The organism is Desulfovibrio legallii (genome assembly GCF_004309735.1).
Lineage (GTDB): Bacteria > Desulfobacterota > Desulfovibrionia > Desulfovibrionales > Desulfovibrionaceae > Desulfovibrio > Desulfovibrio legallii.
In genome coordinates this window covers 111,508-133,591 of sequence record NZ_SIXC01000002.1, presented here as the reverse complement: position 1 = coordinate 133,591, position 22,084 = coordinate 111,508, and the positions used below count along the sequence as shown (strand labels likewise).

The 22,084-nt window shown below is 63.4% G+C and carries 21 protein-coding genes; 8 read left to right on the top strand and 13 right to left on the bottom strand.

Annotation, left to right across the window (positions count from 1 at the left end; genetic code table 11):
• Positions 1-451 precede the first annotated feature (451 nt).
• From EB812_RS01805 to cobJ, 7 genes are all read left to right on the top strand, one after another.
• The gene (locus EB812_RS01805; RefSeq protein ID WP_118229603.1) at positions 452-1,573 is read left to right on the top strand and encodes a branched-chain amino acid ABC transporter substrate-binding protein; all 1,122 of its coding nucleotides are present in this window, start codon (positions 452-454) and stop codon (positions 1,571-1,573) included.
• Positions 1,574-1,717: 144 nt separating this feature from the next.
• A complete protein-coding gene (locus EB812_RS01800) occupies positions 1,718-2,623 on the top strand; it encodes a branched-chain amino acid ABC transporter permease (protein ID WP_118229602.1) in 906 nt (301 codons plus the stop codon).
• Complete coding sequence (locus EB812_RS01795; protein WP_118229601.1) at positions 2,620-3,606, top strand: branched-chain amino acid ABC transporter permease; 987 nt, start codon at positions 2,620-2,622, stop codon at positions 3,604-3,606. The genes EB812_RS01800 and EB812_RS01795 overlap by 4 nt, the downstream gene beginning before the upstream one ends.
• The gene (locus EB812_RS01790; protein WP_118229600.1) at positions 3,603-4,373 is read left to right on the top strand and encodes an ABC transporter ATP-binding protein; all 771 of its coding nucleotides are present in this window, start codon (positions 3,603-3,605) and stop codon (positions 4,371-4,373) included. The genes EB812_RS01795 and EB812_RS01790 overlap by 4 nt, the downstream gene beginning before the upstream one ends.
• A 2-nt stretch (positions 4,374-4,375) precedes the next feature.
• On the top strand, positions 4,376-5,086 hold the full coding sequence (locus tag EB812_RS01785) for an ABC transporter ATP-binding protein (protein WP_118229599.1): 711 nt from the start codon (positions 4,376-4,378) through the stop codon (positions 5,084-5,086).
• A gap of 49 nt (positions 5,087-5,135) precedes the next feature.
• A complete protein-coding gene (locus EB812_RS01780) occupies positions 5,136-6,419 on the top strand; it encodes a cobalamin biosynthesis protein (RefSeq protein WP_242621157.1) in 1,284 nt (427 codons plus the stop codon).
• Entirely contained in the window at positions 6,416-7,207 is a 792-nt protein-coding gene (cobJ, locus tag EB812_RS01775; protein WP_118229598.1) for a precorrin-3B C(17)-methyltransferase, read from the top strand. The genes EB812_RS01780 and cobJ overlap by 4 nt, the downstream gene beginning before the upstream one ends.
• Positions 7,208-7,323: 116 nt before the next feature.
• Here cobJ and EB812_RS01770 read toward each other — a convergent pair whose 3' ends face one another.
• Positions 7,324-8,118, bottom strand: coding sequence for a DUF169 domain-containing protein (locus EB812_RS01770; protein ID WP_118229597.1), 795 nt, complete (start codon positions 8,116-8,118; stop codon positions 7,324-7,326).
• A 290-nt stretch (positions 8,119-8,408) separates the two neighbouring features.
• On the opposite strand from EB812_RS01770, the gene EB812_RS01765 reads away from it, so the two are divergent.
• Positions 8,409-8,795 carry a cytochrome c3 family protein gene (locus tag EB812_RS01765; protein ID WP_118229596.1) on the top strand — a complete coding sequence of 129 codons (387 nt, stop codon included), beginning with the start codon at positions 8,409-8,411 and terminating at the stop codon, positions 8,793-8,795.
• 481 nt (positions 8,796-9,276) lie between these two features.
• Here EB812_RS01765 and clpB read toward each other — a convergent pair whose 3' ends face one another.
• From clpB to EB812_RS01705, 12 genes are all read right to left on the bottom strand, one after another.
• Positions 9,277-11,877 (bottom strand): ATP-dependent chaperone ClpB, encoded by a 2,601-nt coding sequence (gene clpB / locus EB812_RS01760; RefSeq protein WP_118229595.1) that lies wholly within the window; start codon positions 11,875-11,877, stop codon positions 9,277-9,279.
• Positions 11,878-11,961: 84 nt separating this feature from the next.
• The gene (locus EB812_RS01755) at positions 11,962-12,276 is read right to left on the bottom strand and encodes a chaperone modulator CbpM (protein WP_118229594.1); all 315 of its coding nucleotides are present in this window, start codon (positions 12,274-12,276) and stop codon (positions 11,962-11,964) included.
• A 22-nt stretch (positions 12,277-12,298) separates the two neighbouring features.
• Entirely contained in the window at positions 12,299-13,249 is a 951-nt protein-coding gene (locus EB812_RS01750; RefSeq protein WP_118229593.1) for a DnaJ C-terminal domain-containing protein, read from the bottom strand.
• A 262-nt stretch (positions 13,250-13,511) separates the two neighbouring features.
• On the bottom strand, positions 13,512-14,684 hold the full coding sequence (gene dsrP / locus EB812_RS01745) for a sulfate reduction electron transfer complex DsrMKJOP subunit DsrP (RefSeq protein ID WP_118229592.1): 1,173 nt from the start codon (positions 14,682-14,684) through the stop codon (positions 13,512-13,514).
• A gap of 12 nt (positions 14,685-14,696) precedes the next feature.
• A complete protein-coding gene (gene dsrO, locus EB812_RS01740; protein ID WP_118229591.1) occupies positions 14,697-15,488 on the bottom strand; it encodes a sulfate reduction electron transfer complex DsrMKJOP subunit DsrO in 792 nt (263 codons plus the stop codon).
• Complete coding sequence (gene dsrJ, locus EB812_RS01735; RefSeq protein ID WP_118229590.1) at positions 15,488-15,868, bottom strand: sulfate reduction electron transfer complex DsrMKJOP subunit DsrJ; 381 nt, start codon at positions 15,866-15,868, stop codon at positions 15,488-15,490. The genes dsrO and dsrJ overlap by 1 nt, the downstream gene beginning before the upstream one ends.
• Positions 15,869-17,515 carry a sulfate reduction electron transfer complex DsrMKJOP subunit DsrK gene (gene dsrK / locus EB812_RS01730; RefSeq protein WP_118229589.1) on the bottom strand — a complete coding sequence of 549 codons (1,647 nt, stop codon included), beginning with the start codon at positions 17,513-17,515 and terminating at the stop codon, positions 15,869-15,871.
• 12 nt (positions 17,516-17,527) lie between these two features.
• Positions 17,528-18,547, bottom strand: coding sequence for a sulfate reduction electron transfer complex DsrMKJOP subunit DsrM (dsrM, locus tag EB812_RS01725; RefSeq protein WP_118229588.1), 1,020 nt, complete (start codon positions 18,545-18,547; stop codon positions 17,528-17,530).
• 277 nt (positions 18,548-18,824) lie between these two features.
• Positions 18,825-19,361 (bottom strand): RsbRD N-terminal domain-containing protein, encoded by a 537-nt coding sequence (locus EB812_RS01720; RefSeq protein WP_118229587.1) that lies wholly within the window; start codon positions 19,359-19,361, stop codon positions 18,825-18,827.
• A gap of 189 nt (positions 19,362-19,550) precedes the next feature.
• Positions 19,551-20,555 (bottom strand): hypothetical protein, encoded by a 1,005-nt coding sequence (locus tag EB812_RS01715; protein WP_130957755.1) that lies wholly within the window; start codon positions 20,553-20,555, stop codon positions 19,551-19,553.
• 207 nt (positions 20,556-20,762) lie between these two features.
• Positions 20,763-21,596, bottom strand: coding sequence for a hydroxyethylthiazole kinase (thiM, locus tag EB812_RS01710; protein ID WP_118229585.1), 834 nt, complete (start codon positions 21,594-21,596; stop codon positions 20,763-20,765).
• A gap of 117 nt (positions 21,597-21,713) precedes the next feature.
• Positions 21,714-22,061 (bottom strand): DsrE family protein, encoded by a 348-nt coding sequence (locus EB812_RS01705; protein WP_118229584.1) that lies wholly within the window; start codon positions 22,059-22,061, stop codon positions 21,714-21,716.
• Between the last annotated feature and the right edge of the window lie 23 nt (positions 22,062-22,084).

The following is a 22,084-nucleotide window of genomic DNA, read 5'->3' as shown; positions in this document are numbered from 1 at the left end:
CCTTGCCGGGGCTTGCGCGCCCGGCGGCCGCCAGGGTGGGGCGGTCGCCGCGACCAACCGCAGGGGCGTCCCGCGGGGGGGCACTCCGAAGCGGAAGGAAGGCTGGCGACCGCTCTGGCGGCGGGCCGCGTGGCTGCGGTAAGGCGGGAAAGAGGCGCAGCGAAACGCGGCGTCATAACCGGGCTGCGTGTCTGCCGTGACGTGCCCGGAATCGGCACGGCGGAGAGGGAGGGGAAAAACTGCCGACGTCAGATAGCGTGTCCGCAGTGAGAATTCCCCTTGTTTTCACTTGTATTCTACGGCAGTTTTCTTTACTTGTCGAGGTTTACCCCCTACGGAAAAGCGGAAAAGCGGTGCAAAAAGGCCGCGGACCGCAGGGGCTTTTGCTTTTTGCCGTTTTGGGTTAGGGTGGGGGTCTGTTCGCAACACGCATACCTGACGGGGGTGTTACATGAAAGGATGTGGCCGTTGGCTCGGGGCGTTGGCCCTGACCCTGCTGCTGCCGGCCGTGGCGCTGGCGGCGGACGTCAAGATCGGGCTCATGTGTCCGCTTACGGGCAAGTGGGCCTCCGAAGGCCAGGACATGAAAAACATCGTCAGCCTGCTGGCCGACGAGGTTAATGCCAAAGGCGGCGTCAAGGGCCGCAAAATCGAGCTGGTGGTGGAAGACGATGCGGGCGACCCGCGCACCGCCGCCCTGGCCGCGCAGAAGCTGGCCTCCTCCGGCGTGGTTGCGGTTATCGGCACCTACGGTTCGGCCGTGACCGAAGCCAGTCAGAGCATTCTGGACGAGGCGGGTCTGGTGCAGATCGGCACGGGCTCCACCAGCGTGCGCCTGACGGAAAAGGGCCTGCCGCTTTTTTTCCGCACCTGCCCGCGTGACGACGCTCAGGGACATGCCGCCGCCACGACCATTATCAAGGGCGGCTACAAGGCTGTGGCCCTGCTGCACGACAATTCCTCCTACGCCAAGGGCCTGGCCCAGGAAACCAAGGCTCAGCTGGACAAGCTGGGCGTGAAGGTGGTCTTTTACGACGCTCTTACCCCCGGAGAGCGCGACTACACGGCCATCCTCACCAAACTCAAGGCGGCTAAACCCGACCTGATTTTCTTTACCGGCTACTACCCTGAAACGGGCATGCTGCTGCGGCAAAAGAGGGAAATGGGCTGGAACGTGCCCATGATGGGCGGCGACGCCGCCAACCATCAGGATTTGGTCAAAATCGCCGGCAACGAAGCCGCCGAAGGCTACTTTTTTGTGAGCCCGCCCCTGCCGCAGGATATGGACACGCCCGAAGCCAAGGCCTTTCTGGATGCCTTCAAGGCCCGCTACCACGCGGTGCCCGTGTCCGTCTGGGCCGTGCTGGCGGGCGACGCCTTCAGGGCCATTGTGGGTGCGCTGGATGCCGGCCAGGACAAGCCGGAAGCCATGGCCGCATGGCTCAAGCAGCTCAAGGGCATGCCGGCCCTTTCCGGCGCGCTGGGCTTTAACGCCAAGGGCGACAGGGTGGGCGAGTTTTACCGTGTGTACAAGGTGGACGACAAAGGCCGCTTTGTGCTGCAACCCAAATAGCCACCGGCGGCTGTCCGCTGTCGGCGCGGTTGTGCGAGGCCCCGGTACACCGGGGCCTCGCCTTGCCAGCGCGGGCCCCGGCCCTACGCCGCCTTCCCGTGCCCCGCTGGCGGTCCGCCGTGCGGCCGGGCGCACCCAAAAAACATGGAACAATTCTTACAACAGCTTTTGAACGGCCTGGCCGTGGGGGGCATCTACGCGCTGGTGGCCCTGGGCTACACCATGGTCTACGGCGTGCTCAAGCTCATCAACTTTGCCCACGGCGACCTTTTTACCGTGGGGGCCTACCTGGGCCTGACCTTGCTGGTGAGCTGCAACCTGGCCGGGCTTTTGCCGCCCTTTCTGGCCGTAGGGCTGGTTTTTCTGATGGTGGCGCTGCTGGTGGCCCTGGTGGGCTACCTGCTGGAGCGCACGGCCTACCGGCCCCTGCGCAACGCCGGGCGGCTCTCCGCTGTGGTTTCGGCCCTGGGCGCGTCCATCTTTTTTCAGAACGCCATCATGCTCATCTACGGGGCGCGCTTCTACGTCTACCCGGACTATCTGCGGCCGGACTTCACCGTGCACCTGTTCGGCTTGGCCGTGCCCGGCGTGCGCCTCCTGGTCATCGCCGCCTGCGTGCTGCTCATGCTGGGTCTTTCGGCCTTTATCCAGCGCACCCGCACGGGCGCGGCCATCCGCGCCGTGGCCATTGACCCCGGCGCGGCGCAGCTCATGGGCATCAACGTGGACAGGGTCATCTCCTTGGTCTTTCTTATCGGCCCCGGCCTGGGCGGCGCGGCGGGCCTCATGGTGGGCATCTACTACGGGCAGATCGATTTTACCATGGGTTGGTCCTATGGGCTCAAGGCCTTTACCGCCGCTATCCTGGGCGGCATCGGCAACATTCCCGGCGCCATGCTGGGCGGCCTGCTGCTGGGCGTGGTGGAAGCCCTGGCCGCGGGCTATATTGCCATTGCCTGGAAGGACGCCATAGCCTTTGTGGTGCTGATCCTCATTCTCATTGTCCGGCCCACGGGGCTTTTGGGCGAACGCACGGCGGAAAAGCTATGAGCGCGCGCCGTTCTCCCTGGCTGTATATTCTGTCGGCCGTCCTGCTCTGCGCTCTGCCCCTGGTCTGCAACGCCTACTGGCTGGACGTCTGCGTGAGCATCGGCCTCTACGCCCTGCTGGCCCTTTCCCTCAACGTTATTCTGGGGCAGGCCGGCATCTTCCACATGGGGCACGCGGCGTTCTTTGCCGTGGGGGCCTATGCGACGGCCATTCTCAATACCGTCTACCATTGGCCCGTGCTCTGGGTCATGCCCCTGGCGGGCGCGGCCGCCGCTGTGGTGGCCCTGGTGGTGGCCCGTCCCATCATTCATCTGCGGGGCGACTACCTGCTTATTGTGACCATAGGCATTGTGGAGATAGTGCGCATTGCGCTCATCAACGATATTTTCGGTCTCACCGGCGGCTCCAACGGCATTTTCGGCATTGCCCGGCCGCGTTTTTTCGGCTTCAAAATCGTCAAAAGTCTGCACTTCTATTATTTGGTCTGGGGCATGGTGGGCGTGAGCCTGCTGCTCTTTTACGGCCTGTGGCACTCCCGCTTCGGACGTGCCCTCAACTACATCAAGGAGGACGACGTGGCCGCCGAAGGCTGCGGCGTCAACGTCACCCACTACAAGCTGGCCGCCTTTGTGCTGGGGGCCTTCTGGGCCGGCATGGCCGGCACGCTCTATGCCGCCAAAATGACCACCATCGCGCCGGAATCCTTCAACTTTATGGAATCTGTCATCATCTTTGCCGTGGTCATCCTTTCCGGCGGCAGCCAGATCGGCGTGCTCATCAGCGCTTTTCTCTTCATCGGCCTGCCCGAACTGCTGCGCGAATTTTCCAACGCGCGCATGCTCATCTTTGGTCTGGCCATGATGGTCATGATGGTCTGGCGGCCCCAGGGCCTGCTGCCCCCCCGGCCCCGGCGCTACCGCGTGACGCCGCCCCCGGACGGCCCCGCTGAACCGTCCGTCGCCCCTGCCGGGAGGCCCGTATGAGCCTCTTGCATTTGCAGCAGGTGACCAAGGTCTTCGGCGGGCTGGTGGCCGTCAACGATCTGACCTTCACCGTGGAGGCCGACAGCATCGTGGGCCTCATCGGCCCCAACGGCGCGGGCAAGACCACGGTCTTCAACTGCATTACCGGCAACTACACGCCGGAACAGGGTCGCGTCTTTTTCGACGGCGCGTCCATCGCCGGGCTGCGTCCCCACAAGGTGGTGGAGCTGGGCATTGCCCGCACCTTTCAGACTATCCGGCTGTTCGGCAAACTGCCCGCCCTGGAAAACGTCCTGGCCGGACGGCACTGCCGCATGCGCGCCGGGCTGCTCTCCTGTATGCTGCACACCGCGGCCCAGCGCCGCGAAGAACGCGCCGCCGTGGACCGTTGCATGGAGGAGCTGCGCTTTGTGGGCCTGGCCGACCACTACGCCGAGGCCGCCGGGGGGCTTTCTTATGGCAATCAGCGCCTGCTGGAGATCGCCCGCGCCCTGGCCTCGGACCCGCGCCTGATCATTCTGGACGAACCCGCCGGCGGCATGAACGACCAGGAAACCGCCGCCCTGGTGGAAACCATCCGCGCCATCCGCGACCGGGGCATCACTGTGCTGCTCATCGAACACGACATGCGCCTGGTCATGCAGATCTGCGAAAAACTGGTGGTGCTGGAACACGGCGCCATGATCGCCCAGGGCAGCCCCCAGACCGTGCGGCAGGATCCCGCGGTCATTGAAGCCTATCTGGGCGCGGACGACGGAGAGTGGTAAGCATGGCCCTGTTGCAACTGGCCGACGTGCGGGTACGCTACGGCAGTGTGGAAGTGCTGCACGGCGTTAACCTGCGCGTGGAAGAAGGCGAAATCGTCACCATCCTGGGCGCCAACGGCGCGGGCAAAAGCACCACCCTGCTTTCCATCAGCGGTCTGGTGCGCCCTTTTGCCGGCGAAATCCTTTTTGAGGGCCAAAACCTCCTGCGCCTGCCCAGCCACAAGGTGGTGGACCTGGGCATTGCCCAGTCCCCCGAAGGCCGCCGCGTCTTTGGCGTCATGAGCGTGCTGGAAAACCTGCGCTTGGGCGCTTTCTGCGTGCGCGACAAAGCCCGCAGCGAAAAGACCCTGGAGTGGATATTTGACCTCTTCCCCCGCCTGCTGGAGCGCAAGGACCAGCTGGCCGGCACCCTCTCCGGCGGCGAACAGCAGATGCTGGCCATCGGTCGCGCCCTCATGGCCCAGCCGCGCCTGCTCCTGCTGGACGAACCCTCTTTGGGCCTGGCCCCCCTGCTGGTGCGCTCCATCTTTGAAACCGTGCGGGCCATCAATAAACGCGGCGTTACCGTGCTGCTGGTGGAGCAAAACGCCCGCGCCGCCCTGCGCCTGGCCACCCGCGGTTATGTGCTGGAAGTAGGCAAGGTGGTGCGCGAAGACAGCGCCGCCAACCTGCTGGCCGACCCCGCCGTGCGCGAAGCCTATCTGGGAGGGTAGGGGAACCCCCTTTTTCCCCAGCGGCGTGATGCACTGCCTGGAGATGCCTATGTCCGCCGTCATGGCCTGTTATGTCTGCAGCTCCGGGGGCCTGGCCTTGGCCCGGCGGGTGGCGGCGGCGCTCACGAACGCGCCCCGGCCCGCCCCTGCTGCTGTATCCGGCCCTGCGGCGGCATCCGTTACACCTGCTGACGCCGTCATCCCCTCTCCATTCGGTTCTGATAAAGCTCTTTGTCGTCTTTATGCCCCCAGCCGCTTTTGTCCGGCGGACGCCAGCCCTTTTGACAGCCTGAGCGCCCTGCTGGCCGACACCTACCGCCGCTTTGACGCGCACATCTTTGTGGGTGCGGCGGGCATTGCCGTGCGCGCCCTGTCCCCCCTGCTGGCGCATAAAAGCGTGGACCCGCCCGTGCTGGTCCTGGACCCGGCAGGCCGCCATGTGGTGAGCCTGCTTTCCGGCCACTGGGGCGGCGGCAATGCCCTGGCCCGGCGTCTGGCGGCTCTGCTGGGGGCCGTGCCGGTCATCACCACCGCTTCGGACGCGGCGGAGCAAGGGACAGCAACGGGCGGGGCAGGGCCGGAACAGGACAGCACGGCGGGCCGCCCGCCCGAAGCCCTGGACCTGCTGTTGCGGGATGCGGGCCTGCGCCTGGCAGACTGGCCCCTGCTGCCCCGGTTGCAGGCGGCCTTGTTGGAAGGCCGGACCGTGCGGCTTTGGGATCCCTGCGGTGCTGTGCCGTCCCGACCCTGGCTGGAGCGTGTGGACACGCAAACGGACCGGCTGGCGGCGGCAGACCCCCAGGCGGAGCACGTCGCGCCGCCCCGGCAGCCGGAAGGCGGCTTGCTGCTGGCCGCGCACTATCGGCGGCTGCCCCCCGCGTTCGGCAGGCTGCGGGTGGCTGTGCCGCGCCTATATGTGGGTTTGGGCTGCCGCAAGGGTATTCCCGATCTGTCGGCGGCAGACGCCCTGTGCTCCCTTTGCGCCCGGCAGGGGCTGGAGCTGTCTGCCGTGGCCGGTCTGGCCACCGTGCGGGAAAAACTGGAGGAACCGGCCCTGCAACAACTGGCCGCCCTGCTGCGCGTGCCCCTGCGCGGTTTTGACGCCGCAGATCTGGCCCGCTGCCCTGTGCCGCACCCTTCGGCGGCGGCGGGGCGGCGCTTTGGCCTGCCGCCCTTCAGCGTGTGCGAAGGGGCGGCCCTGCTGGCGGCTGAAGCTGTCGGAGGGCAGGCGCGCCTGCTCACGCCCAAGACCATATTTTGCGCGGCCCTGACCTTGGCCGTAGCCCTGTGTCCGCCCTGCGCGGCCGTCGTAGGCATGGAGGAAAAAAAATGAATCCCGCGACCTTGCATGTGGTGGGCCTTGGCCCCGGCGACGCCCAATGCCTCACGCCCCAGGCCCGGCAGGTGCTGCACGAAGCCCGTTGCGTGGCCGGATACCATCTCTATATGGATTTGGTGCCGCCGGAACTGCTGGAAGGCAAAACCCGCATCAGTACGGGTATGCGCCAGGAGGCCGAGCGCTGCGCCGCCGCCGTGGACGCGGCCTTGGCCGGGGAGCCCACGGCCCTGGTCTGCTCCGGCGACCCAGGCATTTACGCCCTGGCCGGTCTGGCCCTGGAAACCCTGGAGGCGCGCGGTCTGGTGGGTGTGGTGCCCTTTGCCGTGGTGCCGGGCGTGCCCGCGGTGTGCGCGGCGGCGGCCCTGTTGGGCGCACCGCTGATGCACGACTTTGCCTGCATCAGCCTGAGCGATCTGCTTACGCCCTGGGAAACCATTGTGCGCCGGCTGGAGGCGGCTTTGGCCGCGGATTTTGTCTGCGTGCTCTACAACCCGCGTTCCCGCGGACGGCAGGGGCAGTTGGCTGCGGCCCTGGACCTGGCGCGCAACTATCGGGAGCCGCACTGCCCCGTGGGCGTGGTGCGCCAGGCCTTTCGCCCCGGGCAGAGCGCGGCCGTGCTGCGTCTGGATACGGTGGACCCGGAGCAGGTGGACATGCTCAGCCTGTGCATCATCGGCAACGCCACAAGCCGCGCCCTGGGCCCGTACATGCTCACCCCGCGCGGCTACGAGCGCAAAAGGCGGCCCTTGCCGGACGCCAGACCGCCGATGCGGGGCGCATAAGGCGGGCAGAGGCCGCACCCCGGAAGCTGAAATAAGACTCCAGACCGGACACAGCCCCCACCTGTGCGTGCGGCTGCGTCGGCCTTTTGGGGTGGGCTAACGCAGCCCCGTGAAGGTCAGGCCTGCGCCGCCCCGCTCGTCTCCTTTTTGAAGATGATGAGCGGGCAGTTCTTACAGATGGCCGCGCCTGGGAAGGGATTGCCCAGACGGGTGATAGCGGCCCCGCCCTTGGCCTTGATGCGGTCTTCCAGGCGCTGTACCACGCCTTCCAACTGCGAACCGGGAATGGAAACGTTGATTTCGCCCCGTTCGGTCTTGCCGGAATTGTAGCTGCCGCTGCAGGCCAGGTAGAGGTTGGCCTCCTGGGTGTTGAAGCTGTAAACGTTGCCGGAACAGGCGGCGGAATTTACGCTCATGGAAGGCTGGAAGCGCGCCCGTCGTTGCGATGCCATCCAGTCGTCCACCAGGTGGTAGGCCTGCATGGAATCGCAGTAAAAGTGCACCACGTCCGGCATGCCGGAGGCCAGAGCCAGCGGCGACACAGCCACGGCCAGCAGGGCATTTTCCTTGAGACGGGGTTTGGCCTCCAGTACGCTGCGGGCATGGGCCTCGTCCGCGCAGTACTTGGCGTGGCTCTTTATTTCCCCTTCGTCCAGGCCTTTCCAGCCGAAGACGAACTTGGCATTGGAACAGCCCAGCTTATCCTGCTCCAGCAGCACGGTAAGGCCCTCCATGCGCGCGCCTACTTCGGCCTGGCAGAAAGTCAGGGCCTTTACGGGCGCATAGTGGGGCTGATCGCGTTTGAAGTCTTCCAATTCTTTTTTATCAAAAAAGTACTTTACGGCTATGGGATAATGCATCAGCCGCAATTCACGCATCAAAACCTCTTGAAGCCGTGCGAAGATGTTCATATTCCTCCCTTTCAGTCAAGTATGTTGGGGTGAACTTTCTGCCAATAGGGCGTAATGATACGGCAGGATATAGACCCTTGCAAGGGGGGCGTCAAATATGTCACTCTTTTTAAGAATACGGCGTACTCATTAAAATTGAAAATACAAGCTATTGTAGCCAGTTGTTTCCTTCTCGGCAAAAAGGTGCACGCAAGGGCTATCCCCTGCAGCCGGTCCACATTGACAGAGGGACAAGAGGACCGTATGGTCTGGACAATTCCCATTTTCCGCATTTTACAAGGAGGTCCGCCGTGAAAAAAACTTTGGTTCTGGCCTGTAGCCTCGTGCTGGCGCTGGCTCTGCCCGCGCTGGCCGCCCCCACTGCTCCGGACAAGCCGCTGGAGTTCAAGGGCGCACAAAAGACTGTCATGTTCCCCCATGCCCCCCACGCCAAGGTGGAGTGCGTCACCTGTCACCATCTGGTAAACGGCAAAGAGAGCTTCGCCAAGTGCGGCTCCGCCGGTTGCCACGACGACCTGAAGGCTAAAAAGGGCGAAAAGAGCCTCTACGCCGTGGTGCACACCCGCACGGAACTCAAGCACATGACCTGCCTGGGTTGCCACTCCAAGGTCGTGGCTGAAAAGCCCGAACTTAAGAAGGATCTTACGGGCTGCGCTAAGTCCAAGTGCCATCCGTAGAGCATTTAACACTTGAAATGCTCGCTTACGGCAGGCAAAAGCCTGCCTTCTCGCACTTCGTGGCAAGGATTTTCAAGAAAATCCTTGCAGAGCAGTTAGCTCATTTCATTCGCTAACTGCTCTAGCCCGCAGCGCGGGCGGCTTTTGCCTCCCTGACTGCGTTAAGAGGCTGTTGTGGACCGGGTCTGTACCAAGGCGTACTTTCCCCCTTCCGCATCAGCCTCTTTTTTGTCGGGGAATAACATCCCCTTTCTCCGGTTGCCGGTGGGGCGGCAGTAAAGAAATGCGCGACGTTTTTGAAGCAGTGGCGGGCAGAATCCGGCGACAAGACAGCCCTTCGCCAGGTTGGTGCGGCGGTCAGGGTCCGCCCGCGCGGTCCCTGTGAGGGGAGGAAAGTTTTTTGAAGGATGGGGGGGCGTGGGGGGAAGAAACTTTTTTGCAAAAAGGTTCCCTTCCCCCCACAAAGAACTCCCCTTAGTCCTTATTTGGCGTTGAAGACCAGGGCGTCGTTCTGCACGTCCACGGTAACGTGCTGGCCGTCGCGGATTTTGCCGCTGACCAGTTCGCGGGCCAGGGGCGTTTCCACCGCCTGCTGGACGTAGCGTTTGAGGGGCCGCGCGCCGTAGACTGGGTCGTAGCCCGCGTCGGCCATAAAGGTGCGGGCGGCGTCCGTGAGGTCCAGTTTGATTTTGCGTTCTTCCAGGCGTTGGCGCAGGCGCTGCATCTGCAGGTCCACAATGCGGGCGATCTGGTCGCGGCGCAGGGGCAGAAAGACTACGGTTTCGTCCACGCGGTTGAGGAATTCCGGCCGGAAGTGGGCCCGCAGTTCTTCCATGACCTGTTCGCGTGCGCCTTCCTTGAGAGCTCCGTCCGGAGAGATGCCGTCCAGCAGGTGGGTGGAGCCGATGTTGGAGGTCATGATGATGATGCAGTTGCGGAAGTCCACGGTGCGGCCCTGGCTGTCCGTGAGGCGGCCGTCGTCCAGCAGCTGCAGCAGCGTGTTGAACACGTCCGGGTGGGCTTTTTCGATTTCGTCAAAAAGCACCACGGAGTAGGGCTTGCGGCGCACGGCTTCAGTAAGCTGGCCGCCTTCGTCATAGCCCACGTATCCTGGGGGCGCGCCGATGAGGCGGGACACGGAGAATTTTTCCATGTATTCGCTCATGTCCAGACGCACCATATTGTCTTCGGTGTCGAACAGGGCTTCGGCCAGGGCTTTGGAAAGCTCGGTCTTGCCCACGCCGGTGGGGCCGAGGAAGATGAAGGAGCCGGTGGGCCGGTCTGGATCGGAGAGTCCGGCGCGGGCGCGCAGCACGGCGTCGGCCACGGCGGTCACGGCCTCGTCCTGGCCCACCACGCGCTCGTGGAGCTGATCGGCCAGTTTGAGGAGTTTTTCGCGTTCGGATTCCAGCAGACGCGTGACCGGGATACCCGTCCACTTGGCCACGATTTCGGCCACGTCGTCGGGGCCCACTTCTTCCCGCAAGAGGCGCTGGCCTTCAGAGCTGCCGGCCTTGGAGGCTTCGGCCAGCTTTTTTTGCAGCTCAAGGAGCTTGGAGTATTTGAGCTCTGCGGCCTTGTTGAGGTCGTAGGCGCGTTCGGCCTGTTCGATGGCCAGCTTGGTCTGTTCGATTTCGCCTTTGATTTCGCGCACGGTGTTGATGGAGCCTTTTTCGCTCTCCCACTGTTTGCGCATGGCGGCTTGCTGGGTACGCAGGTCGGCCAGTTCGTTTTCCAGGCGTTGCAGGCGGTCCTGGGAGGCGGCGTCGGTTTCGCGGCGCAGGGCTTCGCGCTCGATTTCGAGCTGCATGACCTTGCGGTTCACCTCGTCCAGTTCGGCAGGCAGGGAGTCGATTTCGGTGCGGATGAGGGCAGCGGCCTCGTCAATAAGGTCAATGGCCTTGTCCGGCAGCTGGCGGTCCGTGATGTAGCGGTGGGAGAGCACCACGGCTTCCACGATGGCCGAGTCGCTGATGCGCACGCCGTGGTGGACTTCAAAGCGCTCTTTGAGACCGCGCAGGATGGAGATGGCGTCTTCCACCGTGGGTTCGTCCACCATGACGGGCTGGAAGCGGCGCTCCAGGGCCGGGTCTTTTTCGATGTACTTGCGGTACTCGTCCACAGTGGTGGCGCCGATGCAGTGCAGCTCGCCGCGGGCCAGCATGGGCTTGAGCAGGTTGCCCGCGTCCATGGCGCCTTCGGTTTTGCCCGCGCCCACAATGGTGTGCAGCTCATCAATAAAGAGGATGATCTGGCCTTCGCTTTTTTCCACTTCGTTGAGCACGGCCTTGAGGCGCTCTTCAAATTCGCCGCGGTACTTGGCCCCGGCGATGAGCGAACCCATATCCAGGGCAAAGAGCTTGTGGCCCTTGAGGCCTTCGGGCACGTCGCCCTTGACGATGCGGAAGGCCAGACCCTCCACAATGGCGGTCTTGCCCACACCGGCCTCGCCGATGAGCACAGGGTTGTTTTTGGTGCGGCGGGAGAGGATGCGCACCACCCGGCGGATTTCGGCGTCACGGCCGATGACGGGGTCCATCTTGCCCTGGCGCGCGGCCTCCACCAGGTCGCGCGCGTATTTGGAAAGGGCTTCGAAGGTGTCTTCGGGGTTGGCGCTGGTCACGCGCGCGCCGCCGCGCAGTTCTTCCATGGCGGCCACAAAGGCGGCACGGGTGAGCTTGTATTCCTTAAAAACCTCGCCCAGAGGCGAAGCAGGGGCAACGTCGGTAAGCGCGGCAAAAAGGTGGTCCACGCTGACGTATTCGTCCTTCATGCGTTTGGCTTCATTCTGGGCGTCGCCCAGCACCTTGGCCAGGCGCTGGGTGATCATGATCTTGGTGGGGTCCATGCCGCCGCCGGAAACCGCGGGCCGCTTGCGCAGCGCGCCTTCCAGGCCCACGGCCAGGGCCTTGGGCTGCACGCCCATCTGCTCCAGAATGCGGGGCACGATGCCGTTTTCCTGCCGCACCAAGGCCAGGGCCAGGTGTTCGGCGTCAGTTTCCTGATGGCCCATGCCGGCGGCAAGGGTCTGTGCTTCGCTGACGGCTTCGCGGGCTTTGTCGGTAAACTTGTTGATGTCCATAACATTCCTCCACACGCTGTACGCCCCCAAGGGGGCGCCGCGGTCTTCCGGCTTTTTTACGCAGGGGCCGGAGCCGCCTCCCTGTTATTCCTCAAACTTCTGCAGGCTGCGCACGCTGCGTTCCAGAGCGTCGATGCGCTCCAGCAGGTCCACAATAATAGTACCGCCCAGCACGGGCAGTTCAAAATCGCAGCAGATGCGCTCCAGCTTGCGCACGCGGTAAATGTCCGCATCGCGGAAAAAGTACTGCCGGGCGGCGCTGGTGCGCGTTTCAATCCAGCCCAGGCTGAGCAGTTCTTCCAGGCGTTCCGGCGCGATGCCGGTGGCCTCTACAAATTCTTCCCAGGCCATGACCGCAGAAGGGACAGGCCAGGACGGCTTTTTTGGCGTCATGCTCATGATGTTACCCTCCACCCGGCCGTCAGGCCCGCGCCTTGAAGGTCGAGGTCTCCGCCAGCTTTTGCCAGAGTTCGCGCTCCGCGTCGCTCAGGGCAGTTGGGGCCTTGATCATGACTCTGGCCAGCAGGTCGCCCCGTTGGCCGGCCGCGCCGAGGCCCTTGCCGCGCAGACGGAACTTGCGCCCGGAACTGGAGCCTGCGGGAATCTGCATTTCCACCGCGCCTTCCAGGGTAGGCACCTGCACGCGCGCGCCCAGGGCCGCTTCCCACGGGGCCAGGGCCACATCGCACTGCAGGGTTGTGCCGTCCACCTTGAAGGTGTTGTGGGGCAGATAGCGCACCCGTAAAAAAAGGTCGCCGGGCGTGCCGCCGGGGGCGGGGTCGCCCTGGCCGGCCAGGCGCAGCTTGGCCCCTTCGCGGATGCCCGCAGGCACGTTGACCTCCAGGGTCTTGGGGCCCTGGGCCATCTGCAGGGTGACCGTGCGCGGCCCGCCGCGCATGACCTCCTCCAGGCTCAGGGGCAACTCGGCCTCCACGTCGCGGCCCCGGCGTTGCCGCGCGGAAAAGCCGCCAAAGGGGTCCGGGCCGAAGCCGCCTGCCTGGCGTCCTCCGCCAAACTGGCTGCGCGCGCCGCCGCCGAAGAGGGTCTCAAAAAAGTCCGAAAAGCCCGAACCGTCAAAGTTTTTGCCGTTGAAGGTAAAGTGCACGTTTTCAAAGCCCGGTTCGCCCTGAAACTGCTGCCCGTGCTGCCAGTTGGGGCCCAGCTGGTCGTAGAGCTTCCGTTTTTCCGGATCTTTCAGCACTTCGTAGGCTTCGTTGATTTCCTTAAATTTTTCTTCGGCCTGCTTGTCGCCGGGGTTGAGGTCCGGGTGGTATTTGCGGGCCAGCTTTTTGTAGGCCCGGGAAATGTCCTCGGCCTTGGATCCCCGCTCTACGCCCAGAAGTTTGTAATAATCCTTGTACGATACTGCCATGCTTGCGCTCCCCCGTACGGGTCTGACAAGGCCGCCCCGGTGTGTAGACCCGGAACGGCGCGTCTGGGAAAAGAGTAAGGCCGCGGCCGGTGGCGTCAAGGGGAAAAGCGCGGCAAGCGGGCGAAAGCGGAAAAGGGGAAAAGCGGGAAGGGGGCGGCTGACGCAAAATTCCGGGAGCATAAACGTTTTTGCGGGGGAAGGGCGTTTGTTGCAACGTCCTTCCCCCGCAAAAGTATTTTTTTATTGTAGCGAGACGGCGGTGTTAGTCGCCGCAGAAGTGGCCTGTTTCGCGTTTAATGCCCAGAGCCACTTTCCAGAGTAGGGAAAGGACCAGGGCGCCGATGGCGTAGACGCCCAGAGCCACGGCGATTTCTTTGGCCGTGGGCATGTAGGGGGTGACGGCTTCAAACATGTTGGGGGTGAAGCCGCCCACCAGCAGACCCAGGCCCTTGTCGATCCAGGACGCCAGCACCAGCATGATCAGGGCGATGGGCATGAGGGTGGGGTGGGTGCGCCACTGCGGCGGGATGAGGATGACCAGGCAGCCGAAGGCCATAATGACCGCGGCCCACATCCAGTAGCTCACCCAGGGCAGGTGCCCGTCATGGCCGGAGAAGAGGTAGCGGATGGGCTCGGCGTGGCCGGGAATGCCGCTGTAGAAGGAGGTGAAAAGCTCCAGCAGGTAGAAGAACACGTTGACGCACATGGCGTAGACGATGATGGTGGCCAGGGTTTTGGTGGCCTCTTTGCCGGGCTCGAAGCCGGTGAGCTTGCGCAGCACCAGCATGAGCAGCAGCAGGATGGCGGGGCCGGAGCAGAAGGCCGAGGAAAGGAAGCGCGCGGCCATAATGGCCGTGAGCCAGTAGTGGCGGCCGGGGATGCCCGCGTAGAGGAAGGCCGTGACCGTATGGATGGAGAAGGCCCAGAGGATGGAGAGGTAGATGAGGGGCTTGATCCACTTGGGCGGATCAATCTCATGGCGCTCGGCCTCCAGGGTCACCCAGCCGATGGTGATGTTCAGCAGCAGGTAGCCGATGAGCACCAGCATGTCGTAGAACATGACGGAGTTGGGCGTGGGGTGGATCATGACGTTAAGCATGCGCTGGGGCTGGCCCAGGTCCACCACGATGAAAAGGGCGCACATGCACACGGCGGCCACGGCCATGAACTCGCCGAAGATGATCATGCGCTTGAATTTCTTGTAGTGGTGGAAGTAGGCGGGCAGCACCAGCATGACGGCCGAGGCCGCCACGCCCACAAAGTAGGTGAACTGCGAGATGTAGAGGCCCCACGAAACGTCGCGGCTCATGCCCGTGACGGAGAGGCCGTTTTTAAGCTGATCAAGGTAGACAAGGCCGCAGCCCGCGATGACGCAGAGCAGAAAGAGCAGCCACACGTAGTAGGTCTTGGGACCGTCGAGCAATTTTTCAAGCATGGCCTGTTCCCCCTAGATAAGGTAGTAGACGCCGGGCTGCGTGCCCAGGTTGGGCTTGCGGCGGATACTGTAGTTGTTGGCCAGGGCCTGACGCACCGACGAATTGGGGTCTTCCAGGTCGCCGAACAGGATTTTGCCCTTGGCGGCTTCCACGCAGGCGGGCATCTGGCCCACGGCCAGGCGCTCAGCGCAGAAGGTGCACTTTTCCACCACGCCGATCATGCGGGTGGGGAAGGCGGGGTTGGGCACCGGGTCGGGCAGGAATTTGCGCGGGTCTTTGAAGTTGAAAGAGCGCGCGCCAAAGGGACAGCCCGCCATGCAGAAGCGGCAGCCGATGCAGCGGTGGTAGTCCATGGCCACGATGCCGTCTTCCATCTTGTAGGTGGCCTGGGTGGGGCAGACCCGCACGCAAGGCGGATTGCTGCAATGGTTGCAGAGCAAGGGATAGCTGGCGGTAGCCCGTTTGGTGTCCAGGTGGGCGTTCATTTCATCGGGGAAGGTGTGCTCAAAAGAATCGAGCCAGAACCACTTGATATCCTGATTGTCGGGAATGTGCGGCACGTTGTGCGCCTTGTGGCAGGCCTCGATCAGGGGTTCATAGTCCTGAGGGCCGGCAAACTGCCGCGTGTCAATGACCATGGCCCAGCGTTTGGCGTGCAGGGCGTGGTCGGCGCGTTCATAGCGGCCGGGGGCCACCTGGGCCAGAGCATTGCCGGCCAGAGCGTCCAGAGCCGCCACCCCGCTGCTCAGGGCAAAGGCAGAAAGCCCCGCCACTTTCAGAAAGCTTCTTCTGCTCTTGTTCATTACTTGCTCCCCTGAGGAATGATGTGGCAGGTCCAGCAGTAAGGATCAACGCTGTTGGCCACGTGGCACTTTTCGCAGAATTCCTTGTAGTTGTTGTGGCACTTTAAACAGGTGTTCTGCAGGCTGATGGTCCATTTTTTGCCGTTGGTTGCCACATAAACGCGGTTTTCCTTGCGCAGGGCCTCGTCGCGCCATTCGTTGAGCAGGCGCATGTGCTGGTCGCGCATGAAGGCGGTGCTTTCAATGCACTCTTTTTCATTCTTGGGCAACACAATGCCGGTGCTGGAATATTTGCTGCCCAGCATGCTGACCCAGAAAGGGGAGGTGAACAGGACCACGAAGATGATGATCCCCACAATGACAGCTTTGGCGTTGTACATTTATTGGCCCTCCCCCTGCGTCTCAGGCGCGTCGTCCTCGTCCTCCGCCACATTGGGCAGGTCTTCCTGGCGCAAGTCCATGGTGCGCTTGTGCTCGCCCTTCATGATCAGGGCGTTGGCCACCAGCTCGTGCAGGCCGCTTACGGAGACGCCGGGCGCCCAGTAGTTGGCCAGGGGGGGCAGGGTGGCGCGGTCAATGGCGCACACGCAGGCCATGTGGTTGACGCCGTACTTCTGCTGCACATAGCGCAGGGCGTTGCCGCGCGGCATGCCGGAGCGCATGCGCAGTTCCATAATTTCTTCGGTGTTCAGGCCCGAACCCGCGCCGCAGCAGAAGGTCTGCTCGCGGATGGTGTTTTCGGGCATTTCCACAAAGTTGTTGCACACGGCCTTGAGCACGTAGCGGGGCTCTTCCAGCAGGCCCATGGCCCTGGCCGGGTTGCACGAATCGTGGAAGGTGGTGATGAGGTGGTCGTTGCGGCTGGGGTCCAGCTTGAGCTTGTTGTGGTGGATAAGGTCGGCCGTGAATTCGGCAATATGGACCATCTTGGTGGAAGCCGCGTTTTTGAACACCGTGCCGGTAATGGGCGAAACGGGCACCTCCATGCTGGCGGGGGCCGGGCCGTTGTAGGTGTCCATATACTGATTGATCACGCGCCACATATGGCCGCACTCGCCGCCCAGAATCCACTTGGAGCCCAGGCGCTCGGCCTCGGCGTACATCTTGGCGTTGAGCTTTTTGGCCATGTTGAAGGTGGTGAAAGAACCGAAGTTGCCGCCTTCAGAGGCATAGGTGGACAGGGTGTAGTCCAGGTCCAGCTCATGGAAGAGCATGAGGTAGCCCATGAAGGTGTAGATGCCGGGGTCGGCAAAAACGTCGCCGGAGGGCGTAATGAAAAGGATTTCGTGGCCCTTTTCGTTGAAGGGAGTCTTGGGCCGGATGCCGCAGACGGTTTCGCAGTCGTCGGCCAGCATTTCCACGATTTCCACAAAGGAGTGGGGCTGAATGCCCAAGTGGTTGCCGGTAAAACTGCAGTTTTTCACCGGGTCCATGATCCAGTGAATGCCCAGGCCCACTTCGTGCAGCAGTTCGCGCACGATGGCGGTGATTTCCGCCGTGTCGATGCCGTAGGGGCAGAACAGGGAGCAGCGGCGGCATTCCGTACACTGGTAGGCGTAGTAGAAAAGCTCTTTCACTACGCTTTTGTCCCAGCCGCGCGCGCCCACCTTCTTGCCCAGCAGTTTGCCGAGCATGGTGTAGTCGCGCCGGTAAAGGGAGCGCAAAAGCTCCGCGCGCAGCACGGGCATGTTTTTGGGGTCATTGGTACCGAGGAAAAAGTGGCACTTGTCCGCACAGGCCCCGCAGCGCACGCAGATATCCATAAAGAGTTTGAGCGAGCGGTGTTTTTCGAGGCGTTCGGCAAAGGCGTCGCACAGAATCTGCTCCCAGTCCTCGGGCAGGTTCCAGTCCTCGGCGGACGGATCCCAGTCGTGGGGGTGCGGCATGTGCAGCAGTTCCATAGTCTCTTTTTTTGCCGGGTAGCAGTAACTGCCCGGCGTAAATTCGGGCTTGACGTCAAGCCATTGGGCGTCCGGAAAGGCCGGACGGCTGGCGACAAGCATTTGCGGCGTAGGTAATTTGGCCATGATGAAGACTCCTTACTCGGCGGCCTTGTCGGGTTGCTTTTCCAGCGGCAGCCCGGCCTCGGCCATGGCGTCGCGATAGGTATCCTCGTACTCGGCGTAGGTGAAGAATTGCTTGGGCGGATTCCAGGGGTTGATGTGCCGCACCCGGCGCGAATTGTTGGCCAGGTTGCGCGTGGGGCTGAAAAACACGCCCGGCATGTGCGCCAGCTTGGAGAAGGGGAAGTAGATCAGCAGCACGCAGACCAGAGTAAGGTGGGTAAAGAACAGGGCATTGATGCCCGCAGTGGTCACGGGCGTAAAGTGCGTGAGGCCCATGATGAAAATCTTGACCTGGGCGATCTCGGTCTTATCAAAGTAGCGCAGGCAGATGCCCGTGCCCACGATGCCCATGAGCAGCCAGAGGGGAAAGTAGTCGTTGAAAAGCGAAAGGTAGCGCAGCCGTTCGTTGAACACGCGGCGCGCCAGCAAGAAGAGCAGGGCCGCCAGCACCAGGCCGCCGGTCATGAAAAAGCGCGGCGAACCCACCTGCATGATGCCGTCGATGCTCTCCAGAAAGCGGATACAGGACGGCACGGGGTCCATAAAAAAGCGAAAATGCCGGATGAAAATGAGCAGAAAACAGTAATGGAACAGCAGGGCGAAGGCCCAGAGCCACTTGGAAGAATAGTAGATGGTGCGCGGGCCTTTGTTGGCGGGGTCAAACTCGCGCACTTCGGCATAGGTGTTGCGGAACAAAGACCGAAAAAGAAAGACTTCAAAAAACATGCGCTTGACCACGCCCCAGGTGGTGCTGGGACAGTCGATCTTGTTTTGTTTGATGAAGTCCAGCGACTGCTCCTGCCCGCCCGTGGTGGGGATGCAGAAGGGCACGGGCGATTTGGCCCAGTAGACCATGCGCCAGACCATGCCGCCGATGAACACGACCACCGCCACATAGGGCAGCGCCACGCCGAACAGGCCCGCCAGCCCGATGGCCGACCCCGCCCAGGCGACGGCTCCTATGAGCAGCACCAGCAGTAATGAATTGAACATTCCCTACCTCACTTCCACTAGAGCATTTTGGCGCCGGAAAAGAGCTTCCGGCGCTTTTTGAGCAGCAGGCCCGGAGCGGCCTCTCACTGCCTGCCGAATCCCGCGCCGTCCTGTCGTGCCCCGGGCGCGGCAGGCCTTTCCCTGGTGCGGGCAGCCCCTTGAAACGCCCAAAGGTTTGCGCAGCCGGAAAACGCGGATTTCGGCCGCAGCCGCGCCGCTTGGGCATGCGCCGCCTATGCGGCCGCAACGCGGATCAGGGTTGCACTGCGCAGGGGGGTCAGCGCGCGTTCGCCGGGCCGTCCGGCGAGCCGCTCTCCAGCTTTTGCGCCCAGCGCGCCAACTGGGCGTACTGGTTGCGTATTTCCGTAATGCGCGATTGCGCCAGAATCTCCCGGTCTTCCATATACATATCAAAGGCCAGGAGGGTCAGGGTATCCACGCGCGATTCGGTCTCCAGATATTCCGCCAAAAGGCCTTCCGCCTGCAGGGCGGGCATGACCTGCGCGCGCAGGATGGGCTTCAGCGCGCTGAAGACCCCCAAACCCTGGCTTGGCGTGAATTTTTGCACAGCCCGCAGCTTGATGAAGCGGTCCAGCGCCTTGCGGACCTGCTCCACAGCTACATGTTCGCCGGTAACGGCGTCGTAAAGGGCTGCGGCGGCCTCCTTGGTCATGTGGGCCACAGGGTTGCCGAAGGGGTCGTGCTTGGTACGCAGAAACCCTGTCGTTTCAAACGGATAAGTGTTGAACACGGTCTCCGTCCACAAAGCCGTCACGGCATCCTTATGCTGACGAAAAACGTCGATTGCTTTCATGCCACCCCTTCAGAGCCTTGCGGCCAAGGCTCTCTCATATAAATGGGAAGCGCAAAGTGCGTCAAGCCCCTTGTCGTGTTTGGCACAAGTCTGGGGAGGTGGAGAAAACGTGTGCCTCCCCCAGCGTTGTCGTGGCCGGGGCAGTGCGCTGCTCCCCCGTCCCTGAAGCCGTTTCAATGTGACGCAGGGCTACGGGCAAGGCACAGGCCCGGAGCACTGCCCCGCTATCTGGGGGGTCGGGGCCAGCTCTGCGGGCAGGGCCGGGTCCGTTGTGGGGACAAAGCCGTTCTGGCCTTGCGGCGCGGCGGACGACAAGGGCGGGCTTTGCCCCTGATTTCGTGCCGCGTTCCCTCCCTGCCGGGTCAGCATGCTGGGCAGGCCGTGGTATTCAAAGAAAGGCACAGCCTGGCCGCCGGAAAGAAAAATGTGCGCCTTGTTGCGCAACAGACGGAAGCGCAGCCAGAAGTGGTCGGGCCACCAGGCCGCCAGCCCCGTGGGCGGCTGGGCTTGCTGCGCGCCTTCCAGGGCCTGCGCCATGCTTTGGCCCTGGTCCAGGAGCTCCATCATGCGGGCCGTCTTGTATACGTCAGCCTCGTTTTCCGCCACGGGGTAGAAGGCTACGTCCACATGGCCGGAAAGGACGCGGATGCCCTCGCGGCAGCTGGGGCAGGACGGGGAAAAGAACATGTGGACCGTGGCTTCCTCGCCGTTGTCGGTCAGGGGCCAGACCTGCGCCAAACTGCGGGCCACTGCGCCTACGTTGACGATAAACAGCACCAGCCAGACCGCCAGCAGCACCGAGCGCCCCGGCCGTGAAGCGCGGTTGCGCGTCGCCGTCGCCTGCCTGAAACCCAGGTAGAGCAAGGCAAAAAATACGGCGGCTACCAGACAGCTTACGCAGGGGGCGGTGAAGGCCATGAGGGCGAGCAGAAACACATCGCCCAGCAGGGCGAGCCCGGCCAGGGCGCGACCGGCTGCGGCCTGCCCCAGCAAGGCCAGCCCCGCCAAGGCGGCGAAGACGCCTGCGCCCAGCCACCACAGAGGGATGCCGGCGATGGCGCTGTCCTGATACAAAGAACAGCCCGCCGTAACGCAGATGCTGACTTCGTTGCCCAGAGCGCTCCAGGCGCTGAAGGCCGTGGCCAGCAGGGCAAGACACAAGGGACCAATGAGAATTTCGTGGGGGCGGTTCATGACCTACCTGTGGCTGGAAATGTGGACTGCGGACGCGCCGGGATGACGGATGTCCCTCTCCCTATAGGCTGTTTTGTGCCTTGCGTAAAGATGGGCGCACCAAGGCCGCCGTCACGGCGGGAACCACTTCGGTTATAGTTGGCCGGATGCGCCTTATCCCAGCTGCGGCGGCCCAATGTCGTAACTCTCACTGCTTTGGCCGACGCTTTACAGTACGGCTTCCACTCTGGCGCGCGCTGCCAGCGCGGGGCTGCTCAGGCTGCTCACGGCGTCTAGAAGAAACATGCGGAAGCTGCCCGGTCCGCCTTTATCGGGGGCAGATTGCGCCGCAGCTATTTCGCCGGCTACGCCCATAATTGTCATGGCGCAGAGGCAGGCCTCCGGGGCTTTGTCCGGGGCGGCGCCCAGACAACAGCCCGTGACGGCGGCGGCCATGCATCCCGCGCCGGTGATGCCCGTCAGGCGCGCGTTGCCGTTGCGTACGGCCCAGACCGCAGTGGGGCAGGCCACCAGGTCGATGGGGCCGCTTGCCACCACCACAGCGCCCGTGCGGGCGCTCAGGCCGGCGGCCATGCGGGCGCTGGCCGTCAGGTTGGCTTCTGTAACCAGGGTATCGTCCCCGGCGTCCACGCCCCTGGCGGCCACGGCACTGCCGGCCAGAAAGCGAATTTCCGCGCTGTTGCCCTTGATGGCCGCAAAACGGACCTCGCCCAGCAGGCGGGCCAGGGCGTTGTTGCGCAAATCCGAAGCGCCGGCGCCTACGGGGTCCAGCACCACGGGTTTGCCCAGGGCGTTGGCCCGCTTGCCGGCGGCCAGCATGGCCGGCACTGTGTGCCGGTTGAGGGTGCCGATATTGATGACAAGGGCCGCGCTTATGGCCACGATCTGCTCCACTTCGTCGGGATCGTCGGCCATGATGGGCGAACCGCCCAAGGCCAGGATCATATTGGCGCAGTCGTTGACCGTCACATAGTTGGTGATGCTGTGCACCACGGGCGTCGTGCGGCGCGCGGCGTCCAGAATCTGCGCAAAACCGTTCATGCTGTTCTCCTCCCGGGCCATCGACGCAGGGTGCTGGCATGCTCTTCCGGCGACTGTGGCGCTCAAGATAGCGCCGCGCCGCAGGTTTGCCAAGGCGGCGCGGCAGTCGCGCGCAGATCAGGGCTTGATGTAGGCAAAGCCTTTGCGCTGCAGGCGCACAATTTCCACCAGGCCGGCAGGCACCACCTGGCAGCCGGGCCAGAGGTCGTCCGGGGTAAGGTTGTTGTCGGCCAGGGCGTTGGCGCAGAGTCGGATGTGCAGGCCCTTGGCCTGCAGGGGGGCGGCCAGAGCCGCGCCGTCGGCGTTGTGCAGCACAAACTGGCGCACCCCGGGACCGTTGACCACCAGCACCAGCTGGAAAATCTGGTCCGGCAGGGCCTTCAGATAATTGAAGGCGTTTTTGAGCGTCAGGCGCAGGGCGGCGGGGTCGTCGGCGTCCATATGCAGACAGAGGTCATAGTTCATTGTGGATACTCCCTGGGCTTGGG